Source organism: Acinetobacter sp. HR7 (assembly GCF_000773685.1).
In the GTDB taxonomy this organism is placed as follows: Bacteria; Pseudomonadota; Gammaproteobacteria; order Pseudomonadales; family Moraxellaceae; genus Acinetobacter; species Acinetobacter thermotolerans.
This window is the reverse complement of the sequence record NZ_JPQO01000039.1, coordinates 1-14,691: the sequence shown is the minus strand read 5'-3', so window position 1 is coordinate 14,691 and position 14,691 is coordinate 1. Positions and strand designations below refer to the sequence as shown.

Sequence of the window (14,691 nt, the reverse complement as noted above, 5' to 3'; positions counted from 1 at the left end):
TCAGTATCTAAGAGAAAGTATTAGCCCAGTGCTTTTAGAGCATTCTGGGCTTTTTTGATGGTCTGCGCATTCTGCTGCTGTTGACCGGCTTTCAGAATCACCTGCCAGAGCTGCTTTTTCATCGGCTTGCTTTGTGCATAAGTGAGACCGCGCTGGGCAAAAGCCTGTGCATTAGCTGGCTTGTTTTTGCGGTTAGCCAGCATACCTAGGTACAGGTAAGTTTCAGCAGATTGAGGTGCCAGACGTTGTGCCTGTAGCACACTGGCTTCTGCCTGATCAAATTTTTGTGCCTTATAAGCTGCCTTAGTCTGCTGCATCAGCTTCTGAAAAGCAGGGAGCTGACGGCCATCATCAAATTTTTGTGCACGAGGCTTTTGATCCGGCACCACGATTTTCTGACGTTTAATCTCTGGGTGATCATACGGAGTAATCACCACACCATCAGATTTTTGTACCTGTGGTTTCGGCGGTACAGGTTTTTTAGGTGCCGGGGTGGGTTCCTGAACGGTCTGGCAACCCACTAGTGTGATCAAAACGGTACTGATCAGGATTTTCTGAAACATAAGCCTCACTCAATTAGTGTGTATAACTACCGCTCGAGATGATACGTGTATCTTCGTCAGAATCACGTTGGTTTTCCGTATCTGCTTCTTCAATCCAGCCGCCAATACTATCGTTCTGTTCAGCAGGCGCTGTTTCTTCAGAATCGATACTATAAGGCTCTGTTCTATAATGCGATGCACCACAAGCTGTCGCCTGATTTGGCAGACTGTGACGAGTCAGCGGGATATACATGGCACCCGGACAGCCTTGCGCAGACAGATGACCTGTTGCACGATCAACCCATTGCCACAGTACATCACCTGGCTGTGTCAGCATCACCGGTTTATGGCGCAGGTTTTTCATCACACTAATCCAAACCGGCAAGGCACCCGAAGAACCGGTCAAGCCGGTGACTTTGTTATCATCCAGACCGAGCCAGACCACGGTCAGATAATTACCTGAATAACCGGCAAACCAAGAGTCACGGGTATCATTGGTGGTTCCTGATTTCCCGGCTAGGCCGAGATTGCTTGGGAAAGTTGCATAAGCCGCGCGACCGGTACCGCTGTTCATGACCTGCTGTAGACCATTATTTAGCAAGTATGCATAAGATGGATCAATAGTCGGCTGTACAGTCAGGCCATAACGTTCCAACAGATGACCATTGGCATCGACCACTGAACGGATGGCTTTGACTGGATATTTAAAGCCGCCAGTCGCGAAGTTGCCATAGATGCTCATCACTTCCATGGGTGACATATCCACCGCACCCAGATAAATCGATGGGTAATTTGGAATGTCAGAAGTCACCCCAAATTTTTTCAGGTGATTGATAAAGGTCGACATGCCAAATTCCTGTGCCAGACGAACGGCCGACAGGTTATAGGAATTCGCTAATGCCTCTGACATTGGCACCACACCATGTGGACGGCCACTATAGTTACGAGGAGTCCAAGGCTTGCCATCACTCTGAATGCTGATTTCACTGTCTTCGATCGGGCTGCCCCAATGGTAGCGATTGGATTCCAGCGCAGTCAGGTAAATCACCGGTTTCAGCAATGAACCGACCTGACGTTTTGCATCTAGAGCACGGTTAAAGCCGGTAAAGTCCTGAGTCGAGCCTACAGCAGCAACCAGTTCACCATTTTCAGGATGAGTCACCAGTACTGCACCTTGCAGGTCTTTCAGACGGCCCGGGTTTGATTTGCTTAAACGTGCAACTGTCGATTTAAAGCTTTCTTGAATACGGGTTTGAGCCAGTGGATCAAGCGTTGTAAAAATACGCAAACCTTGGTTGGTAATGTCCGATTCCTGATATTCAGTCCGTAACTGACGACGCACGATATCCAGGAAATCCGGGAAGCGTGCTGGACCTAAGGTTGGTTTTGTAATGACATTGAGTGGACGAGTTTTCTCAGTCTCATACTGATCCTGAGTCAGATAACCCATCACCAGCATGTTATTCAGTACGATGTCACGGCGACGTTTCGCAGCTTCCGGATTACGCCATGGGTTATACAGGGTAGGACCTTGCACCAGACCGACTAAATAAGCCTGTTGGGCAATATTCAATTCACGTAATGGCAGACCGAAATAGAACTGTGAAGCTAGACCGTAACCATTAATCGAATAGTTGCCGTTTTGGCCCAGATTCACTTCATTTAAATAGGCCTCAAGGATTTCGTCCTTGTCATAGTGCAATTCAACCAAGAGTGCCATTAAGGCTTCATTGACCTTACGCTTGATGGTACGTTCAGGCGAAAGGTAGAAGTTTTTGACCAGCTGCTGAGTCAGGGTTGAACCACCTTGACGGGTACCACCAGTGACATTGCTGACCACTGCACGTGCCAGACCACGAATCGACACGCCATGGTGATGATAGAAATTCCGGTCTTCAGTCGCAATCAGGGCATTAATCAGCGGTTTTGGTACATTACTGAGTTTGATCAGCACACGGTCTTCATTATGCTGTGGGTAAATCCCCCCAATCAGCAATGGCTCTAAACGTGCAATCCCGGAAGAAGAGGGCTTGGTCGCACTGACATCACCGATCTGATCACCATTGAAGCTGACTTTTAACACCTGTTCAGGTTCAACGCGGTCACCAAAGTCAAAGCCACGAGTATGTACATACATGGTATCGCCAGAGCTGACATAGCTGCCAGACTGAGCATAGTTTTGTGCATTTTTATAGCCAAGAAGTTTAAGCTCTTCTTGAAGGTCCTGCTGGCTGACCGGGGCATTGACATAAATTTCCATCGGTCGGGCAAAGACCTTGGCCGGAATGTCCCAGCGTTGTCCCTCAAACTTGTCACGCACAATATTATCTAAACGAATCAAATAGATACTAAAAGCAACAAAGGCTGAAATGACCAAAACGGAAAAGATTAAGGCAATAAACCCTAAACCACGTTGATACTTCATAAATGATGATAAGAATCTGTGAAATTCTGCTAATCATGCGAAGCTTTTATGGAATTTGCAATATTTAATACGGTCACGTCTGAAAAAATGCAGACAAACAGGTAACTTAGCTGAGCTAATATCTTGTTGATTTGTAATATTGGTGATTTAAAACGCACTGAAAATTGTCATCCAGAACCTGCTTAATGCTATTATAGAAGGGATTCGTAGTGGAGCGACGACACTGGTGCTAATTTCACATAAGACATTTCGAAATATCGGGTTAGTAGGACGTCCTGATAAATCTTCAGTCGTTGAAACTTTATGTCTTATACATGATCATTTGCTGAATTTGGGGCTGCATCCCGTATTTGATACAGATACGGCAGCATTGGTGCCCTATGAAAATACCCAAACCGTCAGCCGTTCCCTGTTGGGCGAAGTGGTTGATCTGGTGATTGTCGTCGGTGGTGATGGTTCACTGCTGCATGCAGCACGCGCGCTGGTTAAATACAATATTCCCGTGGTAGGTGTAAACCGTGGTCGTCTGGGCTTCTTGACTGATATCAAACCTACGGAAGTGATCTTTAAACTGGATCAGGTTTTAAAGGGCGAATTTCAGATTGAACGCCGTTTCCTGCTGGAACTGGAAATTCGCTCTAAAAATGAAATTATCCATGATGCGATTGCCCTGAATGATGTAGTACTGCATTCAGGTAAATCGGTGCACATGATCGATTTCGAATTGAATATTGATGGTCAGTATGTTTACCGCCAGCATAGTGACGGCCTGATTGTGGCAACGCCAACCGGTTCAACCGCGTATGCCTTGTCTGGTGGTGGTCCGATTGTGCATCCAACCATGGATGCGATTGTGCTGGTGCCGATGCATCCACATACCTTGTCTTCCCGTCCGATCGTGGTGGGAGGGCAGAGCGAAATCAAGCTGGTGATCCGGGAAAACCGGGTTCCACCGATGGTCAGTGCAGATGGGCAACACAGCATTGCCCTAAATATTGGTGATACCATCCATATTCGTAAGCACCCATTTAAGCTGCAACTTTTACACCCACCGGGTTATGATTTCTATAATGCCTGTCGTACCAAACTCGGCTGGAACCAAGATTTTGATTATATGAATCGGGATTAAATCATGAATATTGAACAAATGCTTGCCATGCTCAATCCTGAGATTGTAGACCGCCTGCGCACTGCAATTGAAATTGGTAAATGGCCGAATGGTGTGGCACTGACAGATGAACAGCGTCAAACTTGTATGCAGGCCGTTTATGCCTGGGAAATTAAACATCTGCCTGAAACTGAGCGCAGTGGTTATATCGACCGTGGGACCAAAGAAGAAGGCGAACAGTGTGATGATGATCATCACAAGAATGAGCCGGAATTTAAGCCGATCCGTTTCGTTTAATTGCGAAAAAAATAAAAAGACCACAATTGTGGTCTTTTTTATGTCTGAGATAAATCGCTTACTTAAACTGAAAGTCTGCTGTTCCACAGTTCTTTGGCTTTTTGCATGGCTGCTTCATAGCTGTCACAAACCTGCATGGTATAGAGTGCGATGCCCATGGTTTCAGTCACGGCGATTTCGCCATATTCATGCGAACGTTTGCCTTCCCAGACCTCTTTAAAGATTGCCAGATCCAGTTCTTCTTCAATCGGGCTACGGTTGTCGGTCAGTTTTGGCAGTTCATGTTCATATAGTTCGCCATCTTTAATCCCACAAATTAAAGTTTTGGCATCCGGATTACGTTCAAATTCGCCACCTTCACCTTTAATTACAGCACTGTTTTGATAGCCAAGTTTAAACGCCGAACGTTGGTGTGAACCACGGTAAGCTGGGTGGAAGATTGCCTGTAAAGTGGCTTTGGCATTAAATGGATTGATCAGACGCGCCAGGGTATGTACCGGGGAGCGCAGACCCATGACATTACGTAGGTTGATGAGATCCGCCAGAATTGGAGAAATAACATCTAATGGCAGGTAGGCAAAATGTTTTTCCTGTAATTGCTGTTCAACTTCAGTATCGCTCTGACAGATTGGATAGCCCAAGTATTCCAGCACCTGTTCCGTATAGACACGGTTAATGGTATGACCTGATGCTCCATGCATCACAATGTTATAGCCATGTTTGGCTAAGGTGAGGGCAGCCAGAATAAACCAAGGGTAGTGCTTGCGCTTGCCAGCATAAGAAGACCAGTCCAGATCAACATTCAAAGGCTTAAACTTAAGCTGGTCGCGAGTGGCCTGAACAAAGCCTGCCAGCTCATCTACCGATTCTTCTTTAACTCGTAACAGCATTAGGAAAGCGCCCAGCTGCACGTCCAGGACTTCCTGATTCAGAATCATGGTCCAGGCTTGATAGGCTTCATCATAAGTTAATGAACGTGCGCCGTTTTTTCCCTTACCGATGATACGGATAAACTGGGCAAAAGGATGTTCGGTATCTTTATAGATATTTCGTTTAGTGGTCATGACAGTCCATCAGTCATTTTCGTTCAATTTCCCTATATATTACGCTGATATTGGTATTTCACTGCCTTATTTTGCAGAAAAATTATAGTTTAATAAGACTATAGTCTTAGAAACATTGTTTACCTTTTGGTCAAAAATAACATTTCCAGTGAAACAAAAAGTAAAAAAGCGGGTAAAATTCGCTCTAGTTATTTGTGTTTGCTTCATCTCCTGATCGATGCAGCCGCTTTTTCATAAAGTGGAATGCTCACGTGATTTCTTGATCACAACATACACATTCGATATTTCCGTATCAGATTTCGATCTCGATACATCGGCGCTTTTTTGTCTCCCGCAAAGAAGCCTAGGGCGTTTATTTATTCTAATAAGCGAAAACTGAATATTACTTCCTTCTGGAAGTAGATCGTGAAGTAATGTCATGGCTAAAAAACCAATTTATAAGTCACTTTATTTTCAAGTGATTATCGCCATTATTGCCGGTATTCTGGTGGGTCACTTCTCGCCAAGCGGTACGCAAATTATCAATGGTGCTGAACAATATGTACCTGGTTTAGGTGAACAACTGAAACCACTTGGGGATGGCTTTATTCGCCTGATTAAAATGATCATTGCACCTGTGATCTTCTGTACAGTGGTCAGCGGTATTGCAGGTATGGAAAGCATGAAATCTGTTGGTAAGACCGGCGGTATTGCTTTGCTGTACTTCGAAATTGTATCGACCATTGCGCTGATTATTGGTCTGTTTGTGATCAATATTGTTAAGCCGGGTGCAGGCATGAACATTGATCCGGCATCGCTGGATACAGCCGGAATTTCTAAATATGTAGAATCCGGTGCATCACAGTCTACCGTTGATTTCTTTATGAATATCATTCCACATACGGTGGTGGGTGCATTCGCTGAAGGTGAAATCCTTCAAGTATTGCTGTTTGCGATCCTGTTTGGTTTTGCACTGCATCAGCTGGGTGATCAAGGTAAGCCAGTTTTGAAATTCATCGATCAGATTTCACACGTGTTCTTCAACATCGTGAATATGATCATGAAACTTGCACCAATTGGTGCGTTCGGTGCCATGGCATTCACCATTGGTAAATACGGTATTGGTACACTGGCGCAACTGGGTCAATTGATCTTGTGCTTCTACATTACCTGTATCTTGTTCATCTTTATTGTTCTGGGTGCAATCGCACGTTTCACGGGTTTCAGCATCGTGAAAATGATCCGTTTGATCCGCGAAGAACTATTGATCGTACTGGGTACTTCTTCTTCTGAATCGGTACTACCACGTATGCTGAAAAAGCTGGAATTGGCGGGTGCGGAAAAATCAGTAGTGGGTCTGGTGATTCCGACAGGTTACTCATTCAACTTGGATGGTACTTCAATCTATCTGACCATGGCTGCTGTATTTATTGCGCAGGCAACCAATACCCAGCTGGATATTTCCCATCAGATTACCTTGCTGCTTGTACTCTTGATTTCATCTAAAGGTGCTGCAGGAGTGACTGGTTCAGGCTTTATTGTAATGGCAGCTACCTTATCTGCAGTAGGTCATATCCCCGTTGCTGGTCTGGCGCTGATTCTTGGTATCGACCGTTTCATGTCTGAAGCACGTGCCTTAACCAATCTGGTAGGTAACTCATTAGCAACACTGGTTGTAGCGAATTGGGTGGGTCAGCTCGACAAAGAAAAACTGGATTATGCGTTGAATAATCCGGCTGAAATTGATGAACAGATGCAGCAAGAAGGCGTAAAAACCCACTAATTCGAATCAGCATCAAACTAAAAGGAAGCTTCGGCTTCCTTTTTTATTGCCTGTAAAAAAGTAATTGACCTTGCAGTTTGCAATAAACTGGGATCGGCCCATGACAGGAAATCTAAAACTCGCTAGTCTGTAGTGGCAACAACAATGATAAATACAACAAGGAAAGAACCATGCTGGCATATGATGCTGATCTAGAATTATTCCGCGATAACTTTAAACGCTTTATGAGCGAACAGATTGCTCCACATTATGAGCAATGGGAACAAGAGGGCAAGATTCCACGTTCGGTCTGGCATGCCTTGGGCGAAAATGGCTTTCTTTGTGTGGATATTCCAGAAGAATATGGCGGCTATGGCGTTCCAACCCATTATTCTTTAATGCTGCTGGAAGAATCAGCACGTGCCGGTTTTAGTGCTTTGTCTATTGGGTTGTCCTGCCACTCGGATATTGCGGCACCGTATATCCTGCATATCGGCACCGAAGAACAGAAAAAATACTGGCTGCCTAAAATGGTGTCGGGGGAAGTGGTCGGTGCTATTGGCATGACTGAGCCAGGTGCGGGTTCAGATTTACAAGCCATTCGTACCAGTGCGATTTTGCAGGATGATCATTACCTGTTGAATGGTTCGAAAACCTTTATTTCTAATGGTCAGCATGCCGATCTGGTGGTGCTAGCTGTAAAAACAGATCCACAGGCGCGTGCTAAAGGGGTGTCGCTGTTATTGGTAGATACTCATCTGGGAGGTTTCAAGAAGGGCACCAATCTGGACAAGATCGGCCTGCATTCACAGGATACCTCTGAACTGTTCTTTGATAATGTTAAAGTACCTAAAGATCAGTTACTCGGTCAGCCGGGACAAGGCTTTGCCTACCTGATGCAGGAGTTGCCACGTGAACGTACCGCGATTGCTGCAACCGCTTTGGGCGCGATTCGCGGTTCGATCGACATCACCACGGCTTATGTGAAAGAGCGTCAGGCTTTTGGTCAGCAAATTGGCCAGTTCCAGAATACCCGTTTTGTCCTGGCACAAGCCAAGATTGATGAGCTGGCAACCGCTGCCTTCTATAACCAGAATGTCGAACTGTATATGCAGGGCAAACTGAATGTAGAAACTGCTGCTGCGTTAAAGAGCTTCTCAACCGATATGCAGATGAAAGTCGCAGATAACCTACTGCAACTATTTGGGGGCTATGGCTATATGACTGAATACCCAATTTCCCGTTTCTTTGTCGATGCGCGTATTCAACGCATTTATGGCGGAACCAACGAGATTATGAAAGAGATTGTGGCGCGTAGCTTGCTGGGTCGCTAAGTCATTCCCGTCATAGATGCTGAAATCAAAAAAGAGCCGATTAAGGCTCTTTTTTGTTGGGGAAGCAGAATATAGCGTTACATCATGAGCGGAGTACTTCCAGACATTCAAAAATAAACACAGGTAAATCATCGGGTGCACGGGCCGAGATCAGCTGGTTATTGTCATTGGCGACCTCAGCATCATAATAACGACCACCAGCGTTTTGTAGCCATGGGGCATGGTCACGAATGCTGGTAATAATCCGGTCTTTCAGGATATCGGCTGCGCCTAACAATAGTGAGCCATCACAAATACTAAAAATGCTTTTCTTGGCGGCATTGAATTCCTGAATCAGCTGGATCACTTTCAAATCTGAACTAAAGGTTAGTGGCGATTCTCCACCCGGGATCAGCAAGGCATCAAAATCATTAACACTGATATGGTCGATGCTTTGATCTATAGTCACCGCTGCTTTGCATTGTTTTCCATAAATCACTTTGCCAGCTTCATGTTCAATATTGCAGACGCTGTGTCGTGCAGCCCGAAAGGCTTCCACGGGTTCAAAGTATTCTTCATCATCAAAGTTGTGTGTCACGAGGACAGCAATTCTTTTAGGCATGTGTATGTGCTCCCACCCAAGTTTTCAAACAGGCTAGCTGGAGTTGGTTGAAAAATTGTCTCTGCTTTGTAACAAATATGAGTTTTCTGTAAAAATCTCTGTTAAAACAAGTAAAAAAGGTCTACGGCAATCAGATTTTAATCCACATGTTTATATGAATTTTGAATAAAAAATAACCAATACTTTATAAAATTTATTCATTCAGGTTAATGATTTTTCTTATGGTTAAAATCGTTATACAGATTAAGAAATAGTGATATTTCATCTATAGCAAAATCAGTTAAGATGGGGCAGCAAAGTTTACAATTTAGTAATGTAATTTTTGTGCAAAGTACCGAAGAAAATGTTACCAGACGTTGCAAAGACGATGAACGGTTCGGTAGCGCATAAATAACTGACTTTTAAAGCATCAAAGTCATATTGCGTAACATTTGAAAGCTTACTATTGTTATACTGAAACAGTTACGGTTTATGAAGAGCGACATAACAATGATCAACGACGATCAAAACACTACGACTTCTCTTGATTTAGCCAAAATTCGTGAAGAAATCGATTCGGTTGATCAGCAAATTCAGCAACTTATTAGTCGCCGAGCGCGTCTGGCAGAAGCGGTAGCCAAAGCCAAGTTTGCTTCAGAAGAGAATCCACTGTTTTACCGTCCTGAACGTGAAGCACAAGTGTTGCGTAATGTTATGGAACGAAATGAAGGTCCATTGTCTGATACGACGATGGCGCGTCTGTTCCGTGAAATTATGTCTGCGTGCCTGGCGCTTGAAGCACCACAAAGTATTGCTTTCCTTGGTCCTGTCGGCACTTATACTCATTCAGCAGTCCTGAAACATTTTGGTCATGACGCTGTGGTCCGTCCATTGCCAACCATTGATGAAGTGTTCCGTGAAGTGGAAGCAGGCAGTGCACATTATGGTCTAGTGCCAGTTGAGAACTCCTCTGAAGGTGTGGTGAACCATACCTTGGACTGTTTTAAGACTTCTCACCTGAATGTGATTGGTGAAGTGGAACTGCCAATTCACCATCAGTTCCTGGTATCTGAAAATACTCGTAAAGACAGCATTAAACAGATCTACGCCCATCAGCAAACACTGGCACAATGCCGTAAATGGCTAGATGCACATTATCCAGGTGTAGAACGTGTTGCACTCAGCTCCAATGCCGAAGCAGCGCGCCGTATTCAAAATGAATGGCACTCTGCTGCGATTGCTTCTGAAATTGCTGCAAATATCTATAATCTTGAGATTATGCACAGCAATATCGAAGACAATCCAGAGAACACGACACGCTTCCTGGTGATTGGTCGTGAGAAGGTTCCACCAAGTGGTAATGACAAGACTTCATTACTGGTGTCTGCACATGACCGTGCTGGTGCACTGTTGGAAATCCTGGCACCATTTGCGAAGCACAACATTAGTCTAACAAGTATTGAAACCCGTCCAGCACTTCCTGAAAAATGGGCTTATGTGTTCTTTATCGATCTGGAAGGTCATATCGATCAAGATCATGTGAAAGCTGCGATTGAAGAAATTCGCCCATTGGTGAAAGAAGTTCGCGTACTCGGTTCATATCCTCAAGCTGTACTCTAAAATCAGCTCCTGTGGTCGGTGCGAGGGTGCTGACCACTGTTTTACACGTAAATCGGAAGTATAAAATGTCGTTCGTGCCAGCCAATCAAGGCATCTCCAAATTAAAACCGTACCAACCAGGTAAGCCTATCAGTGAACTTGAACGTGAGTTAGGTATCACTGATATCGTGAAACTTGCATCAAATGAGAACCCGCTGGGCTGTTCAGAAAAAGTCAAAGCAGCGGTTGCTGCTGAGCTGAATGAAATTGGCCGTTATCCTGATGGTGGCGGTTTTATTCTGAAAGATCAGATCAAGGCACAATTCGGTTTTGATCATGATCAGATTACCTTGGGTAATGGTTCAAACGACCTGCTGGAAATTTTTGCACGCACTTTTGTCTCTGAAAAAGATTCTGTGATTTATAGCCAGCACGCTTTTGCAGTGTATGCACTGGTCACTCAGGCGATCAATGCTGAAGCGATTGAAGTGCCAGCCAAAGGTTTCTCACATGACCTTGAAGCGATGGCGGCTGCAGTAAAAGACAACACCAAGCTGATTTTCATTGCGAACCCGAACAACCCGACAGGCACTTGGTTCGAAGAAGCTGAATTTGAAGCTTTCATGCAGAAAGTGCCTGCAAACGTGATCGTGGTACTGGACGAAGCTTATGTGGAATATTTCCCAGAGAACTTCAACAGCTTGAAATTCCTGAAACAGTATCCAAACCTGATCGTCAGCCGTACGCTGTCTAAGTGCTATGGTTTGGCTGCACTGCGTGTTGGTTTTGCCTTGGCTTCTGTTGAAGTGACTGATTATCTGAACCGTATCCGTCAGCCATTTAACGTGAACCACTTGGCGATGGTGGCTGCTGTGGCTGCACTGAAAGATGAAGATTTCATCGAGAAATCTCGTGAAGTGAACAAGGCTGGTATGGCTCAGCTTGAAGTAGGCTTCAAAGCTTTAGGTCTGAACTATGTACCTTCACGCGCTAACTTCATCTTGGTGGATGTACAGGCTGATCCAGCTGAAACATTTAACCAGTTACTGAAAGAAGGTGTGATTGTACGCCCAGTGGGTATTCCAAACCACCTGCGCGTATCGATTGGTACTGAAGCTGAAAATGCCAAATTCCTGACTGCACTGGCAAAAGTGCTGGGCTTAGAGGCAAAAGCTTAAGTTATGTCGCAGCCACTGTTTGAAAAAGTTGCCTTTATCGGACTTGGACTGATTGGTTCAAGTCTGGCGCGTGTCATCAAGGCCGAGCATTTAGCCAATGACATCGTGGCATCGACCCGCTCACAAAAAACCTTGGAAGATGCCAAGGCACTTGGGCTGATTTCCCACGGCTATGCAGATCCTGTAGAAGCCGTCAAAGGGGCAGATCTGGTTGTGCTGGCGCTTCCTGTCCGTGCTACCCAGAAAGTGCTGGAAACGATCAAGCCCTATCTGTCTGAAAATGTCATCCTGACTGATGTCGGTAGTACCAAAGGCAATGTGGTAGATGCAGCCAAAGCGGTGTTTGGTGAAAAACTGCTGGCTGGCTTTGTTCCGGGGCATCCGATTGCGGGTGCTGAACATACTGGAGTGCATGCGGGTAAGGTTGATCTGTTTGCCAATCACAAGGTGATTTTGACGCCGTTACCTAGCAGCGCTCCGTGGGCGGTCGAGAAACTGATTCAACTGTGGCAGGCGGCTAAAGCGGAAGTAATTTGTATGGATGTGGAAAAGCACGATGAAGTGCTGGCTCATACTAGTCATCTTCCGCATTTGATGGCCTTCAACCTGGTCGAACAACTGGCCAATCGTGAAGACAATCTGGATATTTTTCGTTATGCTGCCGGTGGCTTTCGCGACTTCTCGCGTATTGCGGCCAGCGATCCACAAATGTGGCATGACATCTTTTTTGCCAATAAAAAGGCGATTCTCAATGCCGTGGACGGCTTTGAAGCTCAACTCGCGATTATCCGCAAGCTGATTGAAGATGAAGATTCACAAGCTTTAATGGGCTTATTGGGGCATGCGCAAGCCGCGCGTCAGCACTTCAATCATATGCTCGCCAAGAAACCTCTCATGGAGAAAAATAAAGTGACACAACAATTTACCATTCAACCAGGTGCCAAGACGTTCCAGGGTAAATTTACCGTGCCAGGTGACAAATCTGTGTCACATCGTTCCATCATGTTTGGTGCCATCGCTGAAGGCACAACGCATGTGACTGGTTTCCTTGAGGGTGAAGATGCGCTTGCGACGCTGCAAGCCTTCCGTGATATGGGGGTGAGCATTGAAGGGCCGAAAAATGGTGAAGTGACCATTCATGGCGTGGGTATGCACGGCTTGAAAGCTCCGAAGTCTGCACTGTATATGGGTAACTCAGGTACTTCGATGCGTCTGCTGTCTGGCATGCTGTCAGCACAGAAATTTGATTCTGTCATGACTGGTGATGCATCCCTGTCTAAGCGTCCAATGGAACGTATTGCCAAGCCATTACGCTTGATGGGTGCACAAATTCAAACTACTGGTGAACGTGGTACACCACCAGTATCCATTACTGGTAACCAGCAGCTCAAAGGCATTCACTATGACCTGCCAATGGCATCGGCTCAGGTGAAATCAGGCATTCTGCTGGCGGGTCTGTGGGCAGAGGGTGAAACTTCGGTGACCGAACCAGAACCAACCCGTGACCATACTGAACGTATGCTGCGTGCTTTTGCTTATGAGGTGAAAACTGAAGGCAACCGTATTTCACTACAAGGTGGTGGTAAGCTGGTTGGTACCAATATTCAGGTACCATCGGATATTTCATCTGCAGCCTTTTTTATGGTGGGTGCAGCCATTACTGAAAATGCCGATGTGACTTTAGAAGCTGTGGGTATTAACCCGACCCGTACCGGTGTGATCGAAATTCTGAAACAGATGGGTGCGGACATCACTGTTGAAAATGAACGTATTGCCGGCGGTGAACCGATTGCAGATATTCGTATTCGCGGTACACGTACCTTAAAAGGCATTCATATTCCTGAAGATCAGGTGCCACTGGCGATTGATGAATTCCCGGCACTGTTCATTGCTGCTGCTTGTGCGGAAGGTCAAACCGTATTGACTGGTGCTGCTGAACTGCGTGTCAAAGAATCTGACCGTATCCAGGTGATGGCCGATGGCTTGAAAATCATGGGTATCGACTGCACACCAACTGACGATGGCATCATCATTGAAGGTAAGGGTAAGGCAGGTGACTGGTCGCCAATCTTTACCGGTGGTGAAATCGAATCGCATCATGACCACCGTATTGCCATGAGTTTCTCGATTGCAGGTCTGCGTAATTCAGGCGTGATTAAGATTGTAGGTACAGAAACCGTTGCAACTAGCTTCCCGACATTCACTGAATTGAGTGCTCAAGCGGGTCTGGCGATTGAAGTGACAGAATAATTCTAAAATTTACATGAAACAGCCAAGCTTTTGCTTGGCTGTTTTGTTTATATTGGCTTATGCTAAAACCATATAAGAACTAAGCCATTTGGATGTAGCTATGCGTAAATTACAATTCAGAGCCAATACTCAAAAAAGCCAAGAACAGTTAAACAATAGTCGAGAGACTCAGGAGTATATTGCTCACTTTCTGGCAAACGAGCTAGGAAAATATGGCTTTCAAACCCTGCCACAAAGTGGGGGTACCGTTGCAATCAGTGTGGAAGAACATGAACTGCCACTGTCTGTGAGTTGTGCGACTCAAGATGAAGAAGGACATTGCCTCTGTGAAATTAGTTCCTACCCAGCCGAGGAACAGGACTGGCTGGAACGGATTACGGAAACCAGTTTATTAAACCAGTTGGCTCAGGCCGTAGAAGCTTCTTTAAAAGAGCAGGAAGCATTAAGTGAATTTGAGTGGAAGAAATAAACCAGATCCACAATAAAAAAGCGGCTAAATAGCCGCTTTTTTATTGGATAGATTTGTCCCGTCCTGAAATAAGTTTACACCTTAAGAGACTTATTTTATGGAAC

The 14,691-nt window shown here is 45.3% G+C and carries 12 protein-coding genes; 8 read left to right on the top strand and 4 right to left on the bottom strand.

Annotated features, from left to right (window positions below; translation table 11 throughout):
- Window positions 1-20 precede the first annotated feature (20 nt).
- Both GW12_RS02700 and mrcB read right to left on the bottom strand, forming a co-directional pair.
- The gene (locus GW12_RS02700; RefSeq protein WP_034583085.1) at window positions 21-563 is read right to left on the bottom strand and encodes a tetratricopeptide repeat protein; all 543 of its coding nucleotides are present in this window, start codon (window positions 561-563) and stop codon (window positions 21-23) included.
- Window positions 564-576: 13 nt separating this feature from the next.
- Entirely contained in the window at window positions 577-2,967 is a 2,391-nt protein-coding gene (gene mrcB / locus GW12_RS02695) for a penicillin-binding protein 1B (RefSeq protein ID WP_034583083.1), read from the bottom strand.
- Between the two features lie 226 nt (window positions 2,968-3,193).
- On the opposite strand from mrcB, the gene GW12_RS02690 reads away from it, so the two are divergent.
- Both GW12_RS02690 and GW12_RS02685 read left to right on the top strand, forming a co-directional pair.
- Window positions 3,194-4,096 (top strand): NAD(+) kinase, encoded by a 903-nt coding sequence (locus tag GW12_RS02690; protein WP_034583081.1) that lies wholly within the window; start codon window positions 3,194-3,196, stop codon window positions 4,094-4,096.
- A gap of 3 nt (window positions 4,097-4,099) precedes the next feature.
- Complete coding sequence (locus GW12_RS02685) at window positions 4,100-4,372, top strand: YeaC family protein (protein WP_034583079.1); 273 nt, start codon at window positions 4,100-4,102, stop codon at window positions 4,370-4,372.
- A 62-nt stretch (window positions 4,373-4,434) separates the two neighbouring features.
- On the opposite strand, the gene GW12_RS02680 is transcribed toward GW12_RS02685, so the two are convergent.
- On the bottom strand, window positions 4,435-5,436 hold the full coding sequence (locus GW12_RS02680; RefSeq protein ID WP_034583077.1) for a glycosyl transferase family protein: 1,002 nt from the start codon (window positions 5,434-5,436) through the stop codon (window positions 4,435-4,437).
- A gap of 418 nt (window positions 5,437-5,854) precedes the next feature.
- On the opposite strand from GW12_RS02680, the gene GW12_RS02675 reads away from it, so the two are divergent.
- Both GW12_RS02675 and GW12_RS02670 read left to right on the top strand, forming a co-directional pair.
- Window positions 5,855-7,198: a dicarboxylate/amino acid:cation symporter gene (locus GW12_RS02675; RefSeq protein ID WP_034583076.1), complete on the top strand. Its 1,344-nt coding sequence runs from the start codon at window positions 5,855-5,857 to the stop codon at window positions 7,196-7,198.
- A gap of 170 nt (window positions 7,199-7,368) precedes the next feature.
- Window positions 7,369-8,511, top strand: a complete 1,143-nt coding sequence (locus GW12_RS02670) for an acyl-CoA dehydrogenase family protein (RefSeq protein WP_034583074.1) — start codon at window positions 7,369-7,371, stop codon at window positions 8,509-8,511.
- Window positions 8,512-8,593: 82 nt separating this feature from the next.
- On the opposite strand, the gene GW12_RS02665 is transcribed toward GW12_RS02670, so the two are convergent.
- Entirely contained in the window at window positions 8,594-9,112 is a 519-nt protein-coding gene (locus GW12_RS02665; protein ID WP_034583071.1) for a DJ-1/PfpI family protein, read from the bottom strand.
- A gap of 489 nt (window positions 9,113-9,601) precedes the next feature.
- Between GW12_RS02665 and pheA the strand changes: the two genes are divergently transcribed.
- From pheA to GW12_RS02645, 4 genes are all read left to right on the top strand, one after another.
- Window positions 9,602-10,711 carry a prephenate dehydratase gene (gene pheA / locus GW12_RS02660; protein ID WP_034583069.1) on the top strand — a complete coding sequence of 370 codons (1,110 nt, stop codon included), beginning with the start codon at window positions 9,602-9,604 and terminating at the stop codon, window positions 10,709-10,711.
- A gap of 65 nt (window positions 10,712-10,776) precedes the next feature.
- A complete protein-coding gene (gene hisC / locus GW12_RS02655) occupies window positions 10,777-11,868 on the top strand; it encodes a histidinol-phosphate transaminase (protein WP_034583067.1) in 1,092 nt (363 codons plus the stop codon).
- Window positions 11,869-11,871: 3 nt separating this feature from the next.
- Window positions 11,872-14,118 (top strand): bifunctional prephenate dehydrogenase/3-phosphoshikimate 1-carboxyvinyltransferase, encoded by a 2,247-nt coding sequence (locus GW12_RS02650; RefSeq protein ID WP_034583065.1) that lies wholly within the window; start codon window positions 11,872-11,874, stop codon window positions 14,116-14,118.
- Between the two features lie 100 nt (window positions 14,119-14,218).
- A complete protein-coding gene (locus GW12_RS02645; RefSeq protein ID WP_034583063.1) occupies window positions 14,219-14,587 on the top strand; it encodes a hypothetical protein in 369 nt (122 codons plus the stop codon).
- Window positions 14,588-14,691: the final 104 nt, after the last annotated feature.